Source organism: Agromyces solani (assembly GCF_058349925.1).
In genome coordinates, this window is the sequence record NZ_JBYRER010000003.1 from 584,963 (window position 1) to 606,680 (window position 21,718).

The following is a 21,718-nucleotide window of genomic DNA, read 5'->3' on the forward strand; positions in this document are numbered from 1 at the left end:
CGCGAGATTCAGTGCATGCGCGCCGCTCGGGGCGGCGCGTCGAGATCGGTCGAGCCGCCCGGGACGAGCGACCAGGGGAATTCGTGCAGGCGCGGTTCGGCGTCGCCCGAGTCGAGCGCGCGGGCGACGATGATCTCGGCCTGCCTGCGGTAGAAGTCGGTCGGGCCGACCGTGGTGAGGGTCGGGGCGATCGACTGCGCGTCGGGGGTGTTTCCGACGCCGATCACGGCGACGTCGTGCGGCACGCGGAGGCCGAGCATGTGCGCGGCGTTGATCGCGGCGATCGCGGCGAAGTCGGTCGTGGCGTAGATCGCGGTCGGCCGGTCGTCGCGCGAGAGCAGCGCGACCGCCGCCGTGAACGCGCTCGCCTGCGTGTTCTCGTACGTCGCGGTGTGCTCGGGCACGATCGCGATCCCGCGCTCGCGCATGCGCACGAGATAGGGCGTGTACCGCGAGCGCTCGGGCGCCTTGACCGCATCCTCGGCGGCGAGGCATCCGATCGCGGTGTGCCGTTCGAGCAGGTGGTCCATCGCGAGATAGCAGCCGGGGATCGCGTCGGAGCGGATCACGTCGTACCCGTCGGGCTCGAGCGTCTCGCTGAAGACGACGAGCCGCTGGCCGCGCTCGGCGAGCGCCTGCAGCTTCCGCCCGACGTCGGCGGTGGCGCCCGCCCCGTCGAGGTAGGCGACGTCGCTCTCGACCCGGTCGAGCGCGGCGTACCAGTCGCCGTCGGCGAGGATGAGCGTCGTGAGGCCGTGCCGGTTCGCCTCCTCGTTCACCGCCGCCGCGACGGCGAGCGACCACGGGTCGCTCAGCATGTGCAGCGAGAGCTGCACGGTGTCGCTGCGGCCGGTGCGGATGGTGCGCGCGGCGCGGTTCGGCCGGTAGTTGAGCTGCTCGGCGGCCTCGAGCACGCGCTTGGCGGTCGCCTCGGCGACGCCCGAGCCCGAACCGCCGCCGCCGCGACCTGAGAAGACGTACGAGACGGTCGCCGTCGAGACGCCCGCGAGCTCGGCGACCATGCGCAGCGTCGGCCGACGGCGCACGTGGTTGCCTGCACCCGGCCCGCCGGGTCCGCCGTGCGTCGTCGAGCCCCCCGTGTTCGCCCGCACCATCACGTCACCCCTTCGTCCCCGAGAACGCGATGCCCTGGATGAACTGCTTCTGCAGGATCATGAACGTGACCAGCATGGGCAGCGTCGCCAGCAGTGCGCCCGCCATCAGCACAGGGTAATCAGTGCCGTGCAGGCCGACGAGCTGCGACAGGCCCACCGAGAGGGGCATCTTCTCGGGGTCGGTCGTGACGACGAGCGGCCACAGCAGGTCGTTCCACGACCACAGCACCGTGAACACCGTGAGCGCGACGATGCCGGGCTTGGCGAGCGGCAGCATCACCTTCCAAAAGGTCTGCCACGGGTTCGCGCCGTCGATGCGCGCGGCCTCTTCGAGCTCGGCGGGCATCGACATGAAGAACTGCCGCATGAGGAACGTGCCGAACGCGCTGAAGATGCCGGGGACGATGAGCGCCTGCAGGGTGTTCAGCCAGCCGAGGTTCTGGATGATCTCGTACTGCGGCAGCAGGTAGAGCTGCGACGGCACCATGAGCACCGACAGGAAGAGCACGAAGACGACGTTGCGCCCCCGGAACGGGATGCGCGCGAACGCGTAGCCCGCCATCGTGCACAGCACGACCTGGCCGACCGTGCGGCCGACCGTGAGCAGCACCGAGTTGAGGAACATCTGGCCGAAGGGCATCGACTCGAAGACCTCGGCGAAGTTCGTCCACACCCACGGGTCGGGGAACACGACCGGCGGCACCTGCACCGAGTCCTGGAACGTCTTGAACGCGGTGAGCGTCTGCCAGACGAACGGGAAGATCATCAGCACGGCGCCGGTGGCGAGCAGCAGGTGCACGAGCCAGTGGCCCTGCTTGCGACCGCGGCCGGTACGGCCGGGTCGTGGGGCGGATGCCTCGGGCGGGGCGCCCGTCATGGCGCGGGTGTCGACGGCGAGATCACTCATAGTGCACCCACTTCTTCTGCAGACGGAACTGCACGACCGTCAGGATGAGGATGATGATGAGCAGCAGGAACGCGATCGCCGCCGCGTACCCCTGCTGGTTGTCGAGGAAGCCCGCCTCGTAGAAGAGGTAGACGATCGTGCGGGTGCTCGGCATCGCGGGGTTCGAGGTGCCGAGCATCATGTAGATGAGGTCGAACACCTGCAGGGCACCGATGACGCTGATGACGCTCACGAAGAAGATGCTCGGGCTCAGCAGCGGGATGGTGATCGAGAAGAACTTGCGCACCGGGCCGGCGCCGTCGAGGTCGGCCGCCTCCATGACCGTGTCGGGGATGCCCTGCAGCCCCGCCAGGAAGATCACGATGTTGGTGCCGAGGCCGGCCCAGATGCCGACGATCGCGATGGCGACGAGTGCCGTGTTCGGGTCGGTCAGCCAGCTCTTGCCCTCGATGCCGAAGACCGCGAGGGCCGCGTTGAGCACGCCGTAGTCGCCGTTGTAGATCATGCGCCAGACGAGCGCGATCGCGGCCGGCATCGTCACGACGGGGATGAAGTAGAGGGTGCGGTACACGCCGCGGCCGCGGAGCCCCGCGGTGTTGAGCAGCGCGGCGATGGCGATCGCGATGGGGATGCCGATGAGCGCGATGACGGTGTAGACCGCCGTGTTGCGCAGCGCCTCGATGAGCTCGGAGTCCTGGAAGAGCCGGACGTAGTTGTCGACGCCGACGAACTCGGAGCCGCCGAACGGGCCCGACTCGGTGAACGACATCAGGAAGGTGCGGACGGTCGGCCAGAGGTAGAAGACCAGGAGGCCGGCGGCGGTCGGGCCGATGAAGAGCAGCGCCCACCACGGCGACTGGCCGGGCCCGCGACCGCGGCGCCGCCCCCGGCCGGGAGCGGCCTCGGGCCGCTCCCGGTCGAGCTCTGCGATCGGCGCGCTCGTGCGCTGCGCGATCAGATCGGACATGGTGTTACTCCGACTCCGCGTCCAGTGCCGCCTGCATCTGCTCGGCGAGCTGCTGCAGCCCCTCCTCGGGAGTGACGGAGCCGGCCCAGACCTGCGAGAGGATCTCGCTCTCGATCGACGTCCATGCCGAGGTGTTCTTCGAGACGGGGTAGGGCACCGCGGTCTCGAGCGCGTCGATGTAGACCTGCAGGTCGTACTGCGGAAGGGCGTCGACCCAGGTCTGCTGGGTGCCGTTGAAGGCGGGGATGACGGTGCCGGTCTCCGCCTGGATCTCGGCGGCCTGCTCGGAGCTCGCGAATGCGGCGAACTGCTTCGCGACGTCGACGTGCTCGCTCTTCGCGTTCGCGACGTTGCCGATGCCGTGGATGACGCTCTGGTTGCCCGTCGCACCCGTTGCGAGCGGCGCGACATCGACCTTGTCGGCGATGTCGGGGTTGTCGGCGTAGGCGACGGCGGCCCAGGAGCCGTTCTGGAACATCGCGACCTTGCCCGAGAGGAAGAAGTCCTCGGGGTTCGTGTCGGTCAGCTGCTGGGCCGTCGGCGACGAGCCCGCCTCGATCAGGTCGGTCCAGAGTTCGATGCCGGCGAGCGCCTCGGGGGTGCCGTAGCCCGACTCGGTGCCGTCGGAGCTGATGACCTCTCCGCCCGCCTGGGCGATCGAGTTGTAGTAGTTCTCCTGGCCGTACTGGCTCGCGGCGATCCCGTACTGGCCCTTGGCCGGGTCGGTCAGCTTCGCGGCGGCGGCCTTCAGGTCGTCCCAGGTCCAGCCGGCCTCGGGGTAGGCGACGCCCGCCGCGTCGAAGAGCTCCCTGTTGTACCAGAGGGCGACGGTGTCGAAGTCCTTCGGCGCACCGTACAGGGCGCCGTCGTACGTGTAGAGGTCGATGAGGCCCTGCGGGTAGTCCGCGGCGTCGATGCCCTGGTCGTCGAGCGGCGCGAGCACGCCGTTCGACGCGTAGAGCTGGAAGTTCGGGCCGTTCATCCAGAACACGTCGGGGGCGGCGCCGCCCGAGACCGAGGTCTGGAGCTTGGTGAAGTACTCCTTGTACGGCGTGAGCTGGATGTCGACCGTCACGTTCGGGTGCTCCTCGGTGAAGGCCGCGGCGATGTCCTCCATGGCGGGCTGCTGGTTCTCGTCCCAGATCCCGTACGTGATGGTGACGTCCTCGCCGTCGCCTCCGTTCGAACCCGTGCCGCTGCAGGCGCTCATCGCGAGCGCCGCGGTCGCGGCCACGGCGAGTGCGGCAGCACCACGGCGGGTGTTTGCACGTCGAAGCATCCGATCCTCCTTTGGATCCGTCTCTCTTGGTGAAAGGGTGCGGTGCTTGGCCCGCAGATGTTAATCGTTTAGCTAAACGATTAACACGAGACTGTAGGGGAGGCCGGTCGCTCGATGCAAGCGCGAACCCGCGATTCCGGACGATCGGCCCTCCGGAGGCCCGCCACGGCTTGCGGGCACTCCGGTCGGCGGATAGGGTTCTCGAACGAGTCGAATCGATTCGACTCTCGATTCCATCCGCACATCAGCACCTCCTGCTCGACCGAGAGACAGCGCACGACCATGACCGAGACCTCCGGCGACGCCGCGCCGACCACGCGCCCTGCTCGCGAGCTCATCGCCTGGCGCAACGCGATCTTCGCGATCTTCTTCCTCTCCGGGCTCGCGATGGCGAGTTGGGTGGCGCGCATCCCCGCGATCCGCGACGACACGGGCCTCACGACGCAGGGCGTCGGCCTCGTCATCCTCGCCTCGTCGATCGGCGCCGTGGCCGGCCTCGTCGCCGCCCCGTGGTTGCTCGCCCGGCTCGGTGCGCGGCTCGGCATGATCGGCGCGCTCGTGACGGTCTCGGTCGGGCTCGTGTTCACCGGAGTCGGCGGCTCGGACCTGCTGCCGTCCGTCCCTCTCGTCGTCATCGGCCTCGCCCTGTTCGGCTTCGGCAACGGCACGGTCGACGTGATGATGAACGTCGAGGGCGCCGAGGCCGAGCGCGAGATCGGCCGCACCGTCATGCCGATGATGCACGCCTTCTTCTCGTTCGGCACCGTCGCCGGCGCCGCCGTCGCGGCGGGCGCCTCGGCGATCGACGTGCCGGTGTCGCTGCACCTCGGCGTCATGGCGCTCGGCATCGCGGCCGGCATCTTCGTGGCCGTGCGCTACGTGCCGGTGCGCGCCGAGGTCGGCGACGACACGCACGCCGGCGCCCCCCGCCCGCCCTGGCCCGAGCGGCTCAAGGCGAACCTCGCCGTATGGGGCGACGTGCGGCTGCTGCTCATCGGCGTCATCATGCTCGGCATGTCGTTCGCCGAGGGGTCGGCCAACGACTGGCTCGCCCTCGCCGTCGTCGACGGCCACGGCTTCGACGCGACGACCGGCGCGCTCATGTTCGGCGTCTTCACGGTCTCGATCACGGCCGGTCGCGTGGTCGGCGGGCCGATCCTCGACCGCTTCGGACGGGTTCCGGTGCTGCGCACCCTCGCGATCGTCGGCATCGTCGGGCTCTCGCTCTTCATCTTCGGCACCGAGACGTGGATGCTCGTCGTCGGCACCGTGCTCTGGGGCGTCGGCTCGTCGCTCGGGTTCCCGGTGGGCATGTCGGCCGCGGCCGACCACCCGACCGATTCGGCGGCGCGTGTGAGCGCCGTCGCGATCATCGGATACTGCGCCTTCCTCGCCGGTCCCCCGCTGCTCGGCTTCATCGGGCAGCAGTTCGGCATCCTCAACGCGCTGCTCGTCATCCTCGTGCTGCTCGTGCTCTCGGCGCTCGCGGCGCCCGCCGCCCGCGAACGCACCCGGCCCGAGGCATCCCGCCCGCTCGCCTGACCGACGCCCGCCGCCCGACGCCCGACGCCTCGATCGCCGCCGGCAACACTCGGCGAGTGTGGCCGTTCCGACCGGATGTCGCTCCCCGAGCGGCGACATCCGGTACGAGCGGGCACCCTCGGCGACGCTCGGCGCGCCGATGCGCGCCGGTAAACTCGTCGGGTGCGTCTCGTCATCGCCCGCTGCTCCGTCGACTACGCGGGGCGGCTGCAAGCCCACCTCCCGCTCGCGACCCGCCTGCTCATGGTCAAGGGCGACGGCAGCCTGCTCGTGCACTCCGACGGCGGCAGCTACAAGCCGCTCAACTGGATGAGCCCGCCCTGCACGCTCGAGGCGGCCGAGCCCGACGACGAGCAGCGCGAGGCCGGCGTCGTCGAGCTCTGGACGGTCACGCACAAGAAGACCGCCGACCGGCTCATCGTGTCGATCCACGAGGTGCTGCACGACTCCGCGCACGACCTCGGCGTCGACCCGGGCCTCCAGAAGGACGGGGTCGAGGCGCACCTGCAGAAACTGCTGGCCGAGCAGATCGAACTGCTCGGCGAGGGGCACCGGCTCGTGCGTCGCGAATACATGACCGCTATCGGCCCGGTCGACATCCTCGCGACGGATGCCTCGGGCGCGAGCGTCGCGGTCGAGCTGAAGCGGCGCGGCGACATCGACGGCGTCGAGCAGCTCACGCGCTACCTCGAGCTCATGAACCGCGACCCTCTGCTGGCGCCGGTGACCGGCGTGTTCGCCGCGCAGGAGATCAAGCCGCAGGCGCGCACGCTGGCCGAAGACCGCGGCATCCGCTGTCTCGTGCTCGACTACGACGCGATGCGCGGCGTCGACGACGGGCACTCGCGGCTGTTCTGAGACGGCTCGACGGCGAGGCCTCCCGACTGGGTCGGATGACCCGGTCAGCCTGAACGCGGCCTGTCGGTTGCCTGTGACCAGGGCTTCATACGAGCAATACTCGCGTTCGATGACCCTAGAATGTCACGGTGACCTCCCCCGCACCCACGCTCACCCGCACCTGGTCGGCGGTGCTCTTCGACCTCGACGGCACCATCATCGACTCGGCCGCCGACATCACCGCATCGCTCGCCCATACGTTCACCGCCCTCGGACTGCCCGTCCCCGACGACGCGACGCTGCGCTCGTACGTGGGCCCGCCGCTCACCGAGGTGTTCGGAGCCGGTCACGGTTTCGCCGACGCCGTCGCCGCCGAGGCCGTCGCGACCTACCGCGCGCACTACGCCGACCACGTGCTCTCGTCGCCGGTGTTCCCCGGCGTGCGGGGCCTCCTCGAGCGGCTGCACGCGGCCGGCGTGCCGATCGCCCTCGCCACCTCGAAGCCCGAGCACACCGCCCGCGAGGTGCTCGACAACGCCGGGCTCACCGAGTACTTCACCGTCATCACCGGTGCGACGACCGACGGCACACGTGCGACGAAGACGGCCGTCGTCGCCGAGGCGCTTCGTCGCCTCCAGGCGGAGGGCGTCGACACCTCGCACTCCGTGATGGTCGGCGACCGCAGCCACGACACGGTCGGCGCGCTCGCGAACGGCGTGCCGACGATCCTCGTCGAATGGGGCTACGGCTCGCCCGCCGAGGCCGACGACGCGATGGCGATCGTGCACTCGACCGACCAGCTGCGGAGCCTCCTCGTCGGGTAGCGGCATCCGCCCCCCTGCGCACTCCCCGCACGGGACCCGCCACCGACCGACCGGAAGGTCGGAGTCTATTGGACGCCCCGCTCCCTGGGAAGCGTTCCCGGACATCGTGACCTGATCGCCACCGTCTGCATGACGGATGGGCGGAGTTCTCCACAGTTTGAAACCCAGGGCTTCCATAGGCGCGTCGGTTAACGGCAGGATTCCGATTACGTCCGTCCACCGACGGGCGCCATGCGTGTTGCCGGCGGTCACCCCCGCCGCGGCACTCGAAGGGAGAAGCATGTCTGGAAACTCCACTCGCGCGCGCAGGCGCGTGGTGGCGACGACTTCCGTGCTTGCGCTCGCGGCCGCCGGTCTGGCGACCCTGGGCGCGCTGCCCGCGAACGCGACGCCATCGCACGTCTCCGCGCCGGTGATCGGTGACGACGAGTACTACATGAATTACGTCGCGCCCCGAGCCGAGGCTGAGCTGAAGGGCGACGACGAAGCGGTCGTCGACATCAACGGCAAGAAGACCGGTGCGCCGAGCGCCGCGACGGCGCTCGAGCTCGCCAAGTCCGTCGACCAGAAGTACGCGCAGGGAAACCCCATCGCGGCGCGTCAGCTGGCGAAGACCGAGGAGAAGGCGCAGAAGACGGGCAAGAGCCCGAAGGCGCTCAAGCAGGCCAAGGGCACGCAGGAGGCGAAGCTCCTCACGATCCTCGTCGAGTTCGACGGCACGGAGGACTTCAGCGACCTGCAGGTGCCGACCGAGTTCGGCGCGACGACGTGCAAGCCGGGCTCGGTGCAGTCCGGCCCGCTGCACAACAACATCCCCGACCCCGCGTCGTACGACCTCGAGGACAACAACTCGATGTGGGTGGAGGACTTCTCCAGCGAGCACTTCAACAAGATGCTGTTCACCGACGAGGGCATCACGGAGCGCGTGCGCACCGACCTCACCGGGCCCGACGGCGAAGCCGGGTTCGACATCTCCGGCTACACGATGAAGAACATGTACGAGGAGATGTCGCGCGGCGCCTACACCGTCACCGGTGAGGCGACCCCGTGGATCAAGGTGCCGCACTCCGAGGCGTACTACGGCGCCACGCTCTGCCACCTCAACGACAAGGGCGTCTACGAGGCCGGCCCCATGCAGGACATGCAGGGTCACCCCGACAACCCGCTCGGCCCGGGCCAGCTCCCGATCGACGCGGTCGCGGCCCTCGCCGAGCAGCAGCCCGACTTCCCGTGGGCCGACTACGACATCGAAGACCAGGGCGACCGCGACGGCGACGGCAACGTGCTCGAGCCCGACGGCGTCATCGACCACGTCGTGCTCGTGCACGCCGGCGAGGACAAGTCGGGCGGCGGCGGCGCCGAGGGCACCTACGCGGTCTGGGCGCACTCCTCCGCCGTCGCGGGCGGCGCCGACATCCCCGGCACCGACCTCCAGCTGTCGAACTACATCGTGCAGCCCGAGGACTCGGGCGTCGGCGTGTTCGCGCACGAGTACGGCCACGACCTCGGCCTGCCCGACCTCTACGACACCTCGAACGTCGCCAGCTCCGACGTCGACTTCTGGGACCTCATGAGCAGCGGCTCGCACTCGGGCCCGATCTTCCAGTCGATGCCGACCCACATGGGCCTCTGGGACAAGTGGGTGCTCGGCTGGGCCGACCCGAAGGTCGTGAACCCCGGTGACGACGAGCTCGCCATCAAGGTCGGCCAGACGTCGCGTCCCGCCAAGGGCACGGAAGACGGCATCAAGGTCAACCTCCCCGAGAAGGTGATCACCCTCGCAGAGCCCCACAGCGGCGAGAACATGTGGTACACCGGCGCCGACCAGGACTGGGCCGACCTGCGCCTGGGCCGCACGATCGACGTGCCCGCCACCGCTCCCAAGTTCTGGATGTGGAACGACTACGTCATCGAGGAGGACTGGGACTACGGCTACATCGAGGTCTCGACCGACGGCGGCACGACGTGGGCCGAGCAGAAGGTCTACGACGAGGCCGGCAAGCTGGTCTCGACCGACGACGGCTACGCCGACCCGAACGGCCGCATGAAGGACTTCGGTGCGGCCGAGGGCGCACCCAAGGTCTACGGCCTCACGGGCTCGACGCACGGCTGGCGCCACGACTACGTCGACCTCACCGCGTACGCCGGGCAGACCGTCCAGATCCGCCTGCGCCTCGCGACCGACGCGGCCTACCAGGACCGCGGCTGGTTCACCGACGACCTCGCCCTGACGAGCGGTGACTCCGTGGTCTGGAGCGACGACGTCGAGAGCGGCGACAACGGCTGGACGAAGGAGGTCGCCTCGTTCACGACGACCACCGGCCCCGGCTGGCGTCAGGACACCGGCACCTCGGTCAAGGCGCAGTACTACCTCGTCGAGTGGCGCAACTTCGACGGCTTCGACGAGGGCCTGAAGTACGGCTACAACAGCATCTACCAGGACGGCGCGTGGAAGGTCGCGAAGCTGGCCTACAACGCCCCCGGTGCGCTGGTGTGGTACCGCGACACGACCTACGGCAACTCGAACATGCCGGTCGCGAACGAGGCGGCCCTGCCGAGCTACGGCGCCAAGGGCGGCCTGCTGATCGTCGACAGCCACTTCAACCCGCTGCAGCGCACGGGTGAGGCGGCCGAGGTCGACCCGTCCACGATGAACGCGATGGCCTCGCGTGCGCAGTCGTCGAACGCCGCCTTCGGCCTGACGAAGACGTATCCGTTCACCGAGTGCATCACCGACGCCGAGCTCAACGAGTACTGCACCGACATCGAAGCGCTGGACCCGGTGAGCACGTTCACCGACGACCGCGGCTGGGTGCCGGGCTTCGCGCTCCGCGCGGACGGGCGACTCGTCTACCGTGACCAGGACGCCTCGACCGTCGTGCCGTCGGTCGGCAACGCCCCGTACAGCGTGCCGATCTACGACCTCGAGGGCAACCCGCTGACCGAGCTCTACGGCACCCCGGTCGCCGGGCTGGGCGTGCTCGGTTCGGGCAACCCCGCCGACGACGGCGTGGGCTACGGCACCGTCATCCAGGTCCAGAAGGCCTTCAAGGGCAACACCGCCGCGCTCATCCGCGTCGTGCCCCCGACGGTCGACTGACCAGCACCTTCGCAACACCGACGAGGCGTCGGCCCCTCCGGGGGTCGGCGCCTCGCCGCTTCTCGACGGAGCGCGCAGGGGGCGCGAGCGCTCAGCGGCGCGACGCCGACAGCACCGACTCGAAAGCCGTGGCGCAGGGTCGCTTCAGCGCGTGAAGCCGTCGATCACCCGGCCGATCGCGGCGGCGAACTCCTCGGGGCCCTCGCCATCGAGGTCGAGGCCGGCGGTCTGCTCCACGAGGGGGTGTCGCGACTCCGACCACAGCGGCTGCTGCACGGATGCCTCGACCGGCGCCGCGCGACGTGCGGCCTCGAGCGCCGCCTGTCCGAAGGTGTGGGCGCGCACCGCGTGGGCCGCTCGCGCGGCGTCGTCGACCTCGAGGCCCGACTCGACGAACGCCTCGATGAGCGTCTCGGCGACGGCGAGCGCGTTCGGCCCGTCGAGCGGCCCGCTCGTGACGAGGACGATCGCACCCGCGTGCTCGGCCAGCCGGGCCCGAAGGGTCAGCGCGATCGACACGACACGGTCGCGCCAACCCGGCATCGAGGCATCCGTACCGGCGTCGACGCTCGTCGCGATGCCCGCCAGCAATTGCTCGACCATCGCCTGCAGCAGCGCGTTCTTCGACGCGAAGTACGTGTACATCGCGGTGGGCGTCAGGCCGAGGGCGGCGGCGACGCCGCGCACCGAGACGGCGGCGACGCCCTTCTCCTCGAGGATCTCGAACGCGGCGTCGACGATGTCGGACTGGCTGACGCTGCGCCTGGGGCCGGGCTTCATGTGCGGGGGTGCTCCTCGGGGTCGACCCTCAACGCTACCGGGCACCGGGGCGGCTCAGCGCACGAGCCGCACGGTCATGATGTTCCACGGTTCGAAGAACTGCTCGACGCCGTCGGGCTCGAACCCGTTGCGCCGATAGAAGGCCCGCGCCCGCGTCTCGCCCGCCATCGCCCACAGGAACGCCGGCCTGCCGCCGATCGCGGCGTCGAGCAGGGCCTGGCCCAGCCCCGAGCCCTGGTACTCGTCGAGCAGGTAGAGGCCCTTGAGCTCGAGATCGCGCGGCGGCTCCGGCTCCTCGGCAGGGTCGACGGGGCGGGCGTCGGCGAAGCCGATCACGCGATCGCCGTCGACCGCGAGCACGACCGTTCGCTCGCCCCGCAGCGTCTCATCGACCACTCGCTCCCAGCCGGCGGTGCGCTCGTCGAGCGTCCACGCCTCGATGCGTTCACGGGCGACCGCCCCCGACTCGATGTAGGTCGACTGGTGGCTGTCCCAGTGCATGCGCGCGATGTGCGGCGCATCGCCCGCGCGGGCCGCACGGATCACCGGAGAGGTCGCGGGAGTCTGCACGTCACGAGGGTAGCCCCCCGTCCGTGCCGGCTGCGGACGGCACGGACGCGGCTCAGCCGAGCAGCCGGGCCCGCACACGGTCGAGGTCGCGGGCGTCGAGCCCGTTGCCGACGAGGTAGACGGGCACATCGAGACGGTCGAGGAACTCGTCGAGCTCGCGCACGCGACGCTCGTTGAGCGCCTCGAACTCGGCAGGCCCGACCGTGCGTCCGCCCGCGCTCCCGTCACCCGTCGCCCGTTCGTGATCGTCGATGGCGCGCACGGCGGCGAGGTAGTCGGCGACGATCGCGCCGCGGTCGACCTCGCAGAGCTGCAGCAGCATCGCGGTGATCATGCCCGTGCGGTCGCGACCGTGCGCGCAGTGGAAGAGCACGGCCCCGGAATCGTGCGCCTCCTCGGCTCGGGCGAGCTCGGCGAACACGGCGACGATGAGCTCGGGCCAGCGCTCGAGCACCTCCGGGTAGTAGCCGGGCGAGTCGAGCGTCTCCCACCGCGCCATGAACTCGGCGTCCGACTGGTCCTCGACCGGCCGGTGGTGCCGGATGAAGGGCGCATCGATCGCCGCGGCCACCTCGTCGTCGTTGCGGAGGTCGATGATCGTGCGCACTCCGCCGCCGTACAGCTCGGCGCGCGCGGACTCGTCGAGCCCGTCGAGCATGGCCGACCGGTACACGCGTCCATGCCGCGTCGTGCCGAGCGCCCCGTCGAGTCCGCCGAGATCCCACGTGTTGGGCAGCCCGGCCCAGGTGATGCGACGCGTCATGGGTTCGACGCTAGCGGTGCCCGCCTCATCCGCCCGTGCAGAGGCCTCTCCGGCGACGCGGTTCAGCGCAGCGCGCCCGCGCGGTACGCCGCCTCCGTGCGCGTCGCCGCACCGAGCTTGCGCAGGATCGACGACACGTGCACGCTCGCCGTCTTGCCGCTGATGAACAACCGCTCACCGATCTGCCGGTTGCTGAGGCCCTCGGCGATGAGCTCGAGCACCTGGCGTTCGCGTGCGGTCAGCTCGGCTGCGGCGTCGGTCGAAGCGGCGATGCCGTCGGTCACCCCGACTGTGTCGGCACCGGGGCGGTGGCCGGCGTCGACGGCGAGGCCTGCGGCGCCGGCGACGCGCATGACCGACGCGAGCACGGCGCCGACGCCGACCGCCTCGGCCTCGTCGTGCGCCGACTGCAGGGTGGCGCGCGCGGCGACGCGGTCTCCGGAGGCGAGTTCGGCCTCGCCGAGGCGGAGCAGCGCGTACGGCCGCAGGAACGCCTCGGATGTCGCCGCCGACGCCGCCTCGACGGCCGAGCGCCAGGCACCGACGTCGCCGCCGACCGGCAGGCCGGCATCGGCACCGGCGAGTTCGGCCTCGATCAACGACGACCAGAGCGGCTCGAGCGGCCAGGGATCGAATCCGGCGACCAGCTCGTGCAGCGCCGCCTCGGATGCGGCGGCCTCGGCGACCGCGGCGGCGCCCTCGGCGTCGGCCGCGCCGGCGCCGGCCTTCGCCGCGGCCACGACCCGGGCGACCGCCCACGCGTACGGGAAACCGAGTGCGACGGCCGGGCGCTCGCGCGGATCGAACAGCCCCCGCGCCTCGCGCCAAGCCTGGGCGACGTCTCCCCGGGCGAGCGCGAGCTCGGTGGCGAGCCGGCCGACCGAGAGCCTCGTCTGCATCTCGATGTTGACGGGATTGACGGTGATCGGCCGGATCGCCCGGAAGTCGCGGTCGGCGCCCTCGACGTCGCCCTGCCACAGCCTCGCCCAGACCTTCGCCCGCAGCAGGTAGACCTTGAACTGCATCGGCGGGTCGAGTGCGAGGGCGCGTTCGATGAGCGGCAGCGCCTGTTCCCACTGGCCGAGCGCGTAGTGCGGGTCGACGGCGTTCGACGCGAGGATGACCCCCGAGCTGCGTTCGAGCCCGAGTTGCCGTGCGCGGGCGAGCCCGGCTTCGGCGAGCTCGACCGCGCGGGCGTACTCGCCGATGAGGTAGTGGACGTCGGAGGCGTTGACCCAGTACCGGAGCAGGGCCGGCCCGTCGCCCTCGGCGAGCTCGCGACTGCGCTCGAGGTCGGCGAGGCCGCGCTCGACCTCGCCGAGGTTCACCCGGCACACCGCCGCGACGTTGAGCGACACCGAGGCCGTGCGGGCCGACCCCTCTCGCAGTGCGAGCTCGAGCGCGGTCTCGGCCGTGTCGATTGCCTGCCGCAGCCGGCCTTCGATCATCTGCCGGCCGGCGAGCGCCGAGAGCACGGTCGCACGCATGAGCGGCGCTCGGTCGCCGAGCACCTCGAGCGCCTGCTCGAGCAGCGGGATGGACCCCGGCCGGCCGGCCCCTGCGAGCGTGAGCGCCTCGTCGCGCAGCAGCCGCGGGAAGTCGGGGTCGTCGGGCGGGCACTCGGCGAGCGCGGACTTCAGCAGGGTGAGGCTGCGCTCGTTCTCGCCGGCGTTGCGCAGGTGCGAGGCGGTGCGGCCCATGAACTCCATGCGGCTCATGCCGGCGATCTGCTCGGCGCCGTCGACCACGTCCCACAGGGCGAGCGCCCGCTCGCCGAGTTGCGCGGCCGAGGCGAACGCGGTCGCGCGGCGGGCCTCGTGCATCGCCTGCACGGTCGACGGAAACGCCTTGCCCGCGTTGTTCGCGCCGAGCCAGTGGAACGAGATCTCGGCCGCGAGCCGGCGCGTGCCTGCGGCGGCGAGCGCTTCGTAGGCCTCGGCGTACCGCGCGTGGTAGCGCGCCCGCTCGCCGGGCAGGATGTCGGCCAGGATCGCCTCGCGGACGAGCGCATGGCGGAAGCCGTACTCGTCGCCGTCGATGACGAGCACGCCCCCGACGATCGCCTCGCGCACCGCCTCGTCGAGTTCGTCGCCGCTGCACCGCGTCACCGATGTGAGCATCGAATGCCCGACCCGCACGCCGCCGGTCGCGATGAGCCGCAGCAGCTGCTGGGCTTCGTCGGAGAGTCGCTCGTAGCGGGCGAGCAGCAGCTCGCGCAGGGTGTCGGGCAGGTCGGACTCGTCGCGGCAGCCGTCGAGGCCGATGACCTCTTCGACGAAGAAGGGCACGCCGTCGCTGCGCCGGAAGAGGACGTCGAGGGCGCCGTCGGTCGGCGGCTCGTCGGCGATGGATGCCACGAGCTCGCGCACCTCGTCGCGCGAGAGTCGGCCGAGCTCGCGTCGCTCGACCCACCGGTCGCGCTCGAGCTCGGAGAGGAAGGGCCGCAGCAGGTGGCCGCGGGTGACGTCTTCGCTGCGGTAGCTCAGCACGATGAGCACACGGCTCGACGCGAGCATGCGGGTGAAGAACCGCAGCAGCGAGAGGCTCGCCGAGTCGATCCAGTGGAGGTCTTCGACCACGAGCACGATCGGACGCTCGTGCGAGAGCGTCTCGAGCAGCACGGCGATCGCCTCGTGCAGCTGCCCGCTGGCGCCGGAGCCGCCGGCGATCGCGCCCGCGTCGACGGGTTCGCCGATGGCGCCGAGTTCGGGCAGGAGCGCGATGAGCGCCGCCCGCCCCGGGCCGACGATGTCGAGCGCCCGCTCGCCGCCGACCTCGGCGACGAGGGCGCGCAGCGCGGCCTTGATCGGTGCGTACGGCGCCGCGACCGCGCCGAGGTCGACGCACTGCCCGAAGAGTACGCGCGCCGTGCGCTCGGCGCGCTGACGGAACTCGCGGATGAGTCGGGTCTTGCCGATGCCGGCCTCGCCGCCGATGACGACGGTGCGGGGCACCCCGGCTGCGGCCTCGTCGAGGAGGCCGCCGAGCCAGGCGAGTTCGGCATCGCGCCCGATCATCGTGGCGCTGGACGCGGCGGTGGTCACCAACCCATCGTCCCACGCACCGGTGACACCGGCGTCGGGTTCGGCCGAGGCATCCTCGATCGGTCGTGCGAACGGGAGGACGCTCGCGACCGCGGCCGACCCGCTCACCGCAGGGCGAGCTGCGGAGCGCGCCGGCCGACGTGCCGGTGGCGCCGGACCCGACCGCCCGCCGAGGCCGCGCCCGCGGCGTCGGCCTCGGCGGCCTGGTCCTCGACGGCGAGCCGCTGCGCGAGCCGGCGCTCGGCCGTCAGCACGTTCGCCTCGTGCGTGCGGACCGCGACGAGATCTGCTGAGTACTGCATGGTTCCTCCTGTGTCGGGCTCCGACCGTGTCGACCGGATGACCTCAGACAACTCGCTAAGGACCCTCGGGCCCATCGGGCGTTCGCCCTATTTCGGTGCGGAAGCGGACTGGGCCTGCTTAAGACGACCGCGATCCGGGCGCGGGGAACATCTGTCGCGGTCGGCCGAGCCCGTCGAGGCGGACCTCGACGATCGCGGCCACGATGGCCGAGGCGGCGAGCACCGCGAGGGCGAGCATGAGCATGAGCATGAGTGGGTTCCTTTCCATCAGGGGAGCATTCGCGAGCCGGTCGGCCGCGTCATCAGCGCCCGCACCGAAGCGGGCAGGGGCGTGCCCTCCGGGGTCAGCCCGGAGGGCCGGGGTTCGCCCCACGAACGGCCGAGCGGCAGCACGCCGGCCCAGACGGTGTGGTCCTCGCCGTCGTCGGGCGACTCGCCGACGCCGCCGTCGCGCACCTTCATGACGACGTCGTCGAGCGCGAGGCGCAGCGCACGCGTCTGCGCGTACTCCTTCTTCGTCGCGGCGCGCACCTCGGCCGATCGGCCGGGCATGAGGCGATCGGTCATCGCGACGAGGGCCCGGTGCTCCTCCTCGCCCGAGAGCGGCTCGAGCACGCCGTATGCGACGAGGCTGCGGTAGTTCATCGAGCTGTCGAAGGTCGAGCGGCCGAAGACCAACCCGTCGAGCGCGGTGACCGAGAACGCGACGGTCGCGCGCTCGGCCGCGGCGCGGAGCACGAAGCCGGCACCGGTAGATCCGTGCATGACGATGTGGTCGCCGACCCGGGCGTACCCGGTCGGCACGATGATGGGCGCGCCGTGCGCGACGACGGCGAGGTGGCCGACGAGCTCGTGGTCGAGCAGCGCGTCGATCGATTCGCGGTCGGTGCGCTGGCGGTCGGGCTTGCGGCGGATGCCTCGGGGCGAGTCGTTCCCGTCGTGCGAGCGCGTGGGCGGGGCGGACTGGAGCGAGGCGGCGTTCGAGTTCATGCTTCGATCGTGCGACCCGGACTGGTAGCATCCGAAGACCAGTTCGAGCGCATTCATGCCGACCAGTCAGTGGAGGGTGATGGACGGCCCGCTCCTCGTCATCGATCGCACCGCCGAGCGCACCGTCGTGGCGCAGCTCGTCGAGAGCCTGCGCCGCGGAATCCTCGAAGGGCGCCTGCGCTCGGGCGATCGGGTGCCGTCGACCCGCACCCTCGCACGCGAGCTCGGCATCGCCCGCAGCTCGGTCGTCGCCGCGATCGAGCAGCTCGCGGGCGAGGGCTACCTCGAGCTGCGCCAGGGTGCGGCGACCCGCGTCGCCGCGAACACGCAGCTCGCGGACCCCGGCCGACCGCGTGCGCCGGCGGCCACGGCCGCGTCGAGGTCCGGAGCATCGGGCGCCGCCGCCGCGACCGGCGAGATCGCGTCTCCGCCCGTGGTCGACCTCTCCCCCGGCATCCCGTCGACGTCGCGCCTCGACGAGCGGGCGTGGCGCGCAGCTTGGCGCGCGGCCGCCGCCGCGCCACCGGGCGACGGCCCGCCGCCGCTCGGGCTGCCGGCGCTGCGCGCCGCGATCGCCGAGCACCTGCGCCACGCGCGCGGGGTCGCGGTCGCCGCCGATGACGTCGTGGTGGCCGCCGGCACGAGCGAGGCACTGGCCGTCGCCGCGCACGCGCTGCGGTCGCTGCACGGCACCGCGCCGCGCATCGGCGTCGAGAGCCCGGGCTACCGCAACGGTCGCCGCACCCTGCTCCAGCAGGGCGCCGAGCTCGTCGCGCTGCCCCTCGCCGGCGACGGCCTGGACGTCGCCGGCGTCGCGTCGGACCCTGCCGTCGCCCTCGACGCGATCATGGTCACGCCGAGCCACCAGTATCCGCTCGGCGGGCGCCTCCCGGTCGGCGACCGCCTCGCGCTCCTCGACTGGGCCGCGGCCGCCGACGCGTTCGTCATCGAGGACGACTACGACAGCGAGTTCCGCCACACCGGTGCGCCGCTGCCCGCGCTCGCCTCGCTCGACGGCGGCGAGCGCGTGGTGCTGGTCGGCAGCTTCTCGAAGGTGCTGACGCCGTGGCTTCGGCTCGGCTACCTCGTGCTGCCGAGGCATCCCGGGCTCCGCGCCGCCGTCACGACCGCGCGAACCGAGCTCGCGACCCCCGTCGCCGGCCCGGTGCAGCTCGCGATGGAACACCTCATCACGAGCGGTGCGCTGCGCCGGCACATCGCCGCGACGAGTCGCGAGTACCGGCACCGCCGGCAGCTCGTGCTCGCCGCGCTCGCACCGCTCGAACGCCCGGCGACCCGACTGCGCGCGCTCGACGGCGGGCTGCACGCCGTGCTCGAGCTGCCCGACCGCGCGCACGAGCGCGAGCTCGTCGCCCGGCTCGCGGCCGACGGCATCGTCGTCGCCGCGTTGTCGTCCTATTCGGCGACGACGGGGCCGAATCCCCGGCGGGGTGCGGCGCCCCCGCCCGCCGCGACGAGCGGCGCCGGCATCGTCATCGGTTACGCGGGGGTCGGCGACCTCGCCCTCACGGCCGCGCTCGATCGCATCGCGGCGACGGCCCGCGACATCCTCGAGACCCGAGGCGCCGCGAGGGAGTGACCCGCGGGTTCCCTTGCGGGGATCACCCGGATGGCGGGATCATCGGAGGGCGGGCACGTCGCAGTCGGGGGCGGCGGATCCGACCGCGTCGCGGCGATCGCCGCGACCCCGCCGCACACACCGGAGATCGCTGTGAACGACATCATCACCGTCGCACCGTGGCACCCCTGGCCCCTCGCGATCCCGATCGCGATCGCGATCGGCGGCATCGTGGTGTCGAGCCTCGGAACGCGGCGGCGTTCGAAGCCCATCCGCGAACTGGGCAGTGCGATCTTCTTCCTCGCGGCGCTCGCGGCCGTCGCCATGTTCGGGTTCATGCCCGGCTCCTGGGACCAGGGCGCCCGCGCCGATGCACTGGGCACGATCGGCTACGAGTCGGCGACGTTCTCGGCCGAGCAGATCGTGGGCCCGGGCGAGCCCGGCGTGATCGCGTTCCAGGCCGAGCGCGACGGCGAGCGGGTGCGGGGGTTCCTCAGGAGCGTCGGCGGCGACCAGTGGGAGGTCGCCGAGGTCGAAGAGGACGACGAGGCCGAGTGAGCCCGGCGCGCCGTCCGTGCCGAGCCGCCACCCGGCGCGGCGCGCCGAATCAGGCGAACAGCTTCTGCCCGACGAACTCGCCCTCGGCGATGCCGCCCGGAACGGCGAAGATCGCCGAGCCGACGTGCTTGAGGTACTCGTTGAGCCCGTCGGTCGCGAGCGAGGTCTGGATGTCGATGAACTGCTGGGGCGAACGCTGGAACGACAGGAAGAAGAGCCCCGCGTCGAGCTGCCCGAGCTCGTCGTTGCCGTCGACGAAGTTGTAGCCCCGGCGCAGCATGCGCGCCCCGTTGTTGCTCGACGAGTGCGCGAGCCGCACGTGCGCGTTCGCATCGATGAGCGGCGCACCGGTCGGCCCCTCGGCCTCGAAGTCGGGCTCCGTGAACTCGGTGCCGCCCGACAGCGGAGCGCCCTCGCCCTTCGAGCGGCCGACCAGCGTCTCCTGCTCGCCGAGCTGCACCCGGTCCCACGTCTCGATCTTCATGCGGATGCGCCGCGCGACGAGGTACGAACCGCCCGCCAGCCAGGCGGCGCCGTCGGATGCCTCCACCCAGACCTGTTCGTCGACGACGCCGGCCTCCTCGGCCTTGACGTTCGCCGTGCCGTCCTTGAAGCCGAAGAGGTTGCGCGGCGTCGCCTGCGCGGTCGAGGTCGATGACGTGCGGCCGAAGCCGAGCTGCGACCAGCGCAGGGTCGCCCGACCGAACGCGATGCGGCTGAGGTTGCGGATCGCGTGCACGGCGACCTGCGGGTCGTCGGCGCACGCCTGGATGCAGAGGTCGCCGCCCGTGCGAGCCGGTTCGAGCGCGTCGCCCTGGAAGCGCGGCAGCGGCTCGAGCCCGTGCGGTCGGCGACTCGCGAGTCCGAAGCGGTCGGCGCCGGAGGCATCCTCGAAGATGCCCGGCCCGAAGCCGAAGGTGAGGGTGAGGCCCGCGGCCGGGAGCCCGAGCGCCTCGCCGGTGTCGGCGGGCGGCGCGTAGTCGGAGCCGCCGACCGCGCCGCCCTCCTCGACCTCGAGGCCCTTCGTCAGGCGGGCCGCCGCGTTCGTCCAGTCGGTGAGCAGTTCGACGAGGCCCTCGCGATCGAGCGAGTCGTCGACGTCGAAGGCGGCGAAGTGCAGGCGATCCTGGGCGGGGGTGGTGATGCCCGCCTGGTGCATGCCGTAGAAGGCATACTCGGTGGCCGAGCCGGCGGCACCCGAGGAGGCCGACGCCGACGACATCGCCGCGCCCACGGCCGCGGCGCCGCCGGCGAAGCCCACGGCCGCACCCGCCGCGCCGGCGCCGAAGAGGCCCAGCAAGCCGCGGCGGGACACGTTCGCGGGCTGCGGAACCCGCGGTCCGTCGGTCACGTCAGACCCCGAGCACGGTCGCGGTGAGCTGCGAGAGCGGCTCGGCGAGCGCGTTGACCTGGTCGCTCAGCGCCTTCTTGTCGGCATCGGTGAGCTCGCTGTAGTTGACGAAGCCCTCCTCGAGCGAGCCGTACTCGGCGAGCTCGGCCTCGAGCGCGCCGAACTGCTCGTCGATCGTCGCGGCGAGCTCGGTGCCCTCGTCGCCCTTCGACTCGGCGAGGGCGCGGACCGCGCCGAACGCGACGCCGGCGCCCTGCACGTTGGCGGCGAAGTCGGAGAGGTCGGTGCCGCTCCACCAGTCCTCCTCACCGGTGATCTTGCCGGAGGCGACCTCGTCGAGCAGCGCGATCGCGCCGTTCGAGATGTCGGCGAGGCCGACCGCGAACGATTCGTCGGTCACGAGTTCGTGCAGCTCGGCGACGTCGGCGACGAGGCCCTCGGCGTACGCCCGGCGCTCCTCGGCGGTGGAGGGCGCCCAGCCCTTGAGCGCGTCCTGGCCGTCGGAGTTGAGGTCGCCGGGCTGCGGCGCCCAGAGGTCCTTCTCGATGCGGTGGAAGCCCGTCCAGTCGAGGCCGTCGGCGACCGCGTCGACCTCGCGGAAGTCGATCTTCGGGTCGAGGTCGCCGAACGCCTCGGCGGTCGGCTCGATGCGCTCGTACGGCACGCGGGCCGCCGCGAACAGCGCGCGGGCCGTCTCGTCGTCGCCCGCCGCGTACGCGTCGGCGAACGCCTGCACGAGCGGCAGCAGCTCGCTCGTCTGCGAGCGCACGTAGGCGAGGTACTCGGTCACCGCCTGGTCGCTGAGCTCCTGCTCACCGGCCGACACGGTGGATGCCTCGCCGGTGACCGTGAACGCGGCGAGACCGACCGGAGCACCGACCTGCTGGAACTTGCACGCCGTGTAGTAGGTGCCCGGCTCGAGCTGGGCGGTGAAGTCGATCTGCTGCCCGGGGGTGACGTTCTCCTTCTCGCCTACGATGCGCAGCTTGTCGTCGGCGAGGATCTCGAACTCGTTGACGTCGGTGCCGTTGTTCGCGAGCGCGAACGTGACCGCTCCCGCAGAGGCGTTGTCGACGGCGACGGCGCATCCGTCGTCGGTGATGTCGACGCCGATCGCCTCGGCGAGGTCGGCCTTCGCCACGCACCCGGTGAGGGTGAGGGCGGTGAGTGCGGTCACGGCGACGGAGGCCGCGAGGGCACGACGGGTCAT

Annotated in this window: 19 protein-coding genes; 6 read left to right on the top strand and 13 right to left on the bottom strand. The window is 71.6% G+C overall.

Translation table 11 applies throughout. The features are described from left to right. Positions 1-8: 8 nt before the first annotated feature. Genes AC3RJ7_RS15060 through AC3RJ7_RS15075 form a run of 4 tightly spaced genes read right to left on the bottom strand, consistent with a single transcriptional unit; the run spans position 9 to position 4,268 of the window. On the bottom strand, positions 9-1,115 hold the full coding sequence (locus tag AC3RJ7_RS15060; RefSeq protein WP_491456661.1) for a LacI family DNA-binding transcriptional regulator: 1,107 nt from the start codon (positions 1,113-1,115) through the stop codon (positions 9-11). Positions 1,116-1,119: 4 nt separating this feature from the next. Then, positions 1,120-2,022, bottom strand: a complete 903-nt coding sequence (locus AC3RJ7_RS15065) for a carbohydrate ABC transporter permease (RefSeq protein ID WP_491456662.1) — start codon at positions 2,020-2,022, stop codon at positions 1,120-1,122. Further along, entirely contained in the window at positions 2,015-2,989 is a 975-nt protein-coding gene (locus tag AC3RJ7_RS15070) for a carbohydrate ABC transporter permease (protein ID WP_491456663.1), read from the bottom strand. The genes AC3RJ7_RS15065 and AC3RJ7_RS15070 overlap by 8 nt, the downstream gene beginning before the upstream one ends. A 4-nt stretch (positions 2,990-2,993) precedes the next feature. Beyond that, positions 2,994-4,268, bottom strand: a complete 1,275-nt coding sequence (locus AC3RJ7_RS15075; RefSeq protein ID WP_491456664.1) for an ABC transporter substrate-binding protein — start codon at positions 4,266-4,268, stop codon at positions 2,994-2,996. A gap of 282 nt (positions 4,269-4,550) precedes the next feature. Here AC3RJ7_RS15075 and AC3RJ7_RS15080 point away from each other — a divergent pair, with 282 nt between their 5' ends. The 4 genes from AC3RJ7_RS15080 (at position 4,551) to AC3RJ7_RS15095 (ending at position 10,571) form a co-directional block, all read left to right on the top strand. Next, positions 4,551-5,810 (top strand): MFS transporter, encoded by a 1,260-nt coding sequence (locus AC3RJ7_RS15080; protein WP_491456665.1) that lies wholly within the window; start codon positions 4,551-4,553, stop codon positions 5,808-5,810. Positions 5,811-5,972: 162 nt separating this feature from the next. Next, positions 5,973-6,668 (top strand): endonuclease NucS, encoded by a 696-nt coding sequence (gene nucS, locus AC3RJ7_RS15085; RefSeq protein WP_491456666.1) that lies wholly within the window; start codon positions 5,973-5,975, stop codon positions 6,666-6,668. Between the two features lie 128 nt (positions 6,669-6,796). Beyond that, complete coding sequence (locus AC3RJ7_RS15090) at positions 6,797-7,471, top strand: HAD hydrolase-like protein (RefSeq protein ID WP_491456667.1); 675 nt, start codon at positions 6,797-6,799, stop codon at positions 7,469-7,471. Between the two features lie 316 nt (positions 7,472-7,787). Beyond that, complete coding sequence (locus AC3RJ7_RS15095; protein WP_491456668.1) at positions 7,788-10,571, top strand: immune inhibitor A domain-containing protein; 2,784 nt, start codon at positions 7,788-7,790, stop codon at positions 10,569-10,571. 144 nt (positions 10,572-10,715) lie between these two features. Here the strand turns inward: AC3RJ7_RS15095 and AC3RJ7_RS15100 are convergent, their stop codons facing one another. The 7 genes from AC3RJ7_RS15100 to AC3RJ7_RS15130 all read right to left on the bottom strand — a co-directional run bounded on the left by AC3RJ7_RS15100 (position 10,716) and on the right by AC3RJ7_RS15130 (position 17,020). Then, positions 10,716-11,351, bottom strand: a complete 636-nt coding sequence (locus AC3RJ7_RS15100) for a TetR/AcrR family transcriptional regulator (protein WP_491456669.1) — start codon at positions 11,349-11,351, stop codon at positions 10,716-10,718. A 54-nt stretch (positions 11,352-11,405) separates the two neighbouring features. Then, the gene (locus AC3RJ7_RS15105; RefSeq protein WP_491456670.1) at positions 11,406-11,921 is read right to left on the bottom strand and encodes a GNAT family N-acetyltransferase; all 516 of its coding nucleotides are present in this window, start codon (positions 11,919-11,921) and stop codon (positions 11,406-11,408) included. Between the two features lie 52 nt (positions 11,922-11,973). After that, positions 11,974-12,684, bottom strand: coding sequence for a tyrosine-protein phosphatase (locus AC3RJ7_RS15110; protein ID WP_491456671.1), 711 nt, complete (start codon positions 12,682-12,684; stop codon positions 11,974-11,976). A gap of 62 nt (positions 12,685-12,746) precedes the next feature. Beyond that, on the bottom strand, positions 12,747-15,728 hold the full coding sequence (locus AC3RJ7_RS15115) for a helix-turn-helix transcriptional regulator (RefSeq protein ID WP_491456672.1): 2,982 nt from the start codon (positions 15,726-15,728) through the stop codon (positions 12,747-12,749). A gap of 104 nt (positions 15,729-15,832) precedes the next feature. Further along, positions 15,833-16,030 (bottom strand): hypothetical protein, encoded by a 198-nt coding sequence (locus tag AC3RJ7_RS15120; RefSeq protein WP_491456673.1) that lies wholly within the window; start codon positions 16,028-16,030, stop codon positions 15,833-15,835. Positions 16,031-16,148: 118 nt separating this feature from the next. After that, the gene (locus tag AC3RJ7_RS15125) at positions 16,149-16,298 is read right to left on the bottom strand and encodes a hypothetical protein (RefSeq protein WP_491456674.1); all 150 of its coding nucleotides are present in this window, start codon (positions 16,296-16,298) and stop codon (positions 16,149-16,151) included. After that, on the bottom strand, positions 16,298-17,020 hold the full coding sequence (locus tag AC3RJ7_RS15130; protein ID WP_491456675.1) for a pyridoxamine 5'-phosphate oxidase family protein: 723 nt from the start codon (positions 17,018-17,020) through the stop codon (positions 16,298-16,300). The genes AC3RJ7_RS15125 and AC3RJ7_RS15130 overlap by 1 nt, the downstream gene beginning before the upstream one ends. 55 nt (positions 17,021-17,075) lie before the next feature. Between AC3RJ7_RS15130 and pdxR the strand changes: the two genes are divergently transcribed. Next, the gene (gene pdxR, locus AC3RJ7_RS15135) at positions 17,076-18,620 is read left to right on the top strand and encodes a MocR-like pyridoxine biosynthesis transcription factor PdxR (protein WP_491456676.1); all 1,545 of its coding nucleotides are present in this window, start codon (positions 17,076-17,078) and stop codon (positions 18,618-18,620) included. Positions 18,621-18,650: 30 nt separating this feature from the next. After that, positions 18,651-19,157 carry a hypothetical protein gene (locus AC3RJ7_RS15140; protein ID WP_491456677.1) on the top strand — a complete coding sequence of 169 codons (507 nt, stop codon included), beginning with the start codon at positions 18,651-18,653 and terminating at the stop codon, positions 19,155-19,157. Between the two features lie 49 nt (positions 19,158-19,206). On the opposite strand, the gene efeB is transcribed toward AC3RJ7_RS15140, so the two are convergent. Then, complete coding sequence (gene efeB / locus AC3RJ7_RS15145; protein WP_491456678.1) at positions 19,207-20,508, bottom strand: iron uptake transporter deferrochelatase/peroxidase subunit; 1,302 nt, start codon at positions 20,506-20,508, stop codon at positions 19,207-19,209. A 1-nt stretch (position 20,509) separates the two neighbouring features. Beyond that, complete coding sequence (efeO, locus tag AC3RJ7_RS15150) at positions 20,510-21,718, bottom strand: iron uptake system protein EfeO (protein ID WP_491456679.1); 1,209 nt, start codon at positions 21,716-21,718, stop codon at positions 20,510-20,512.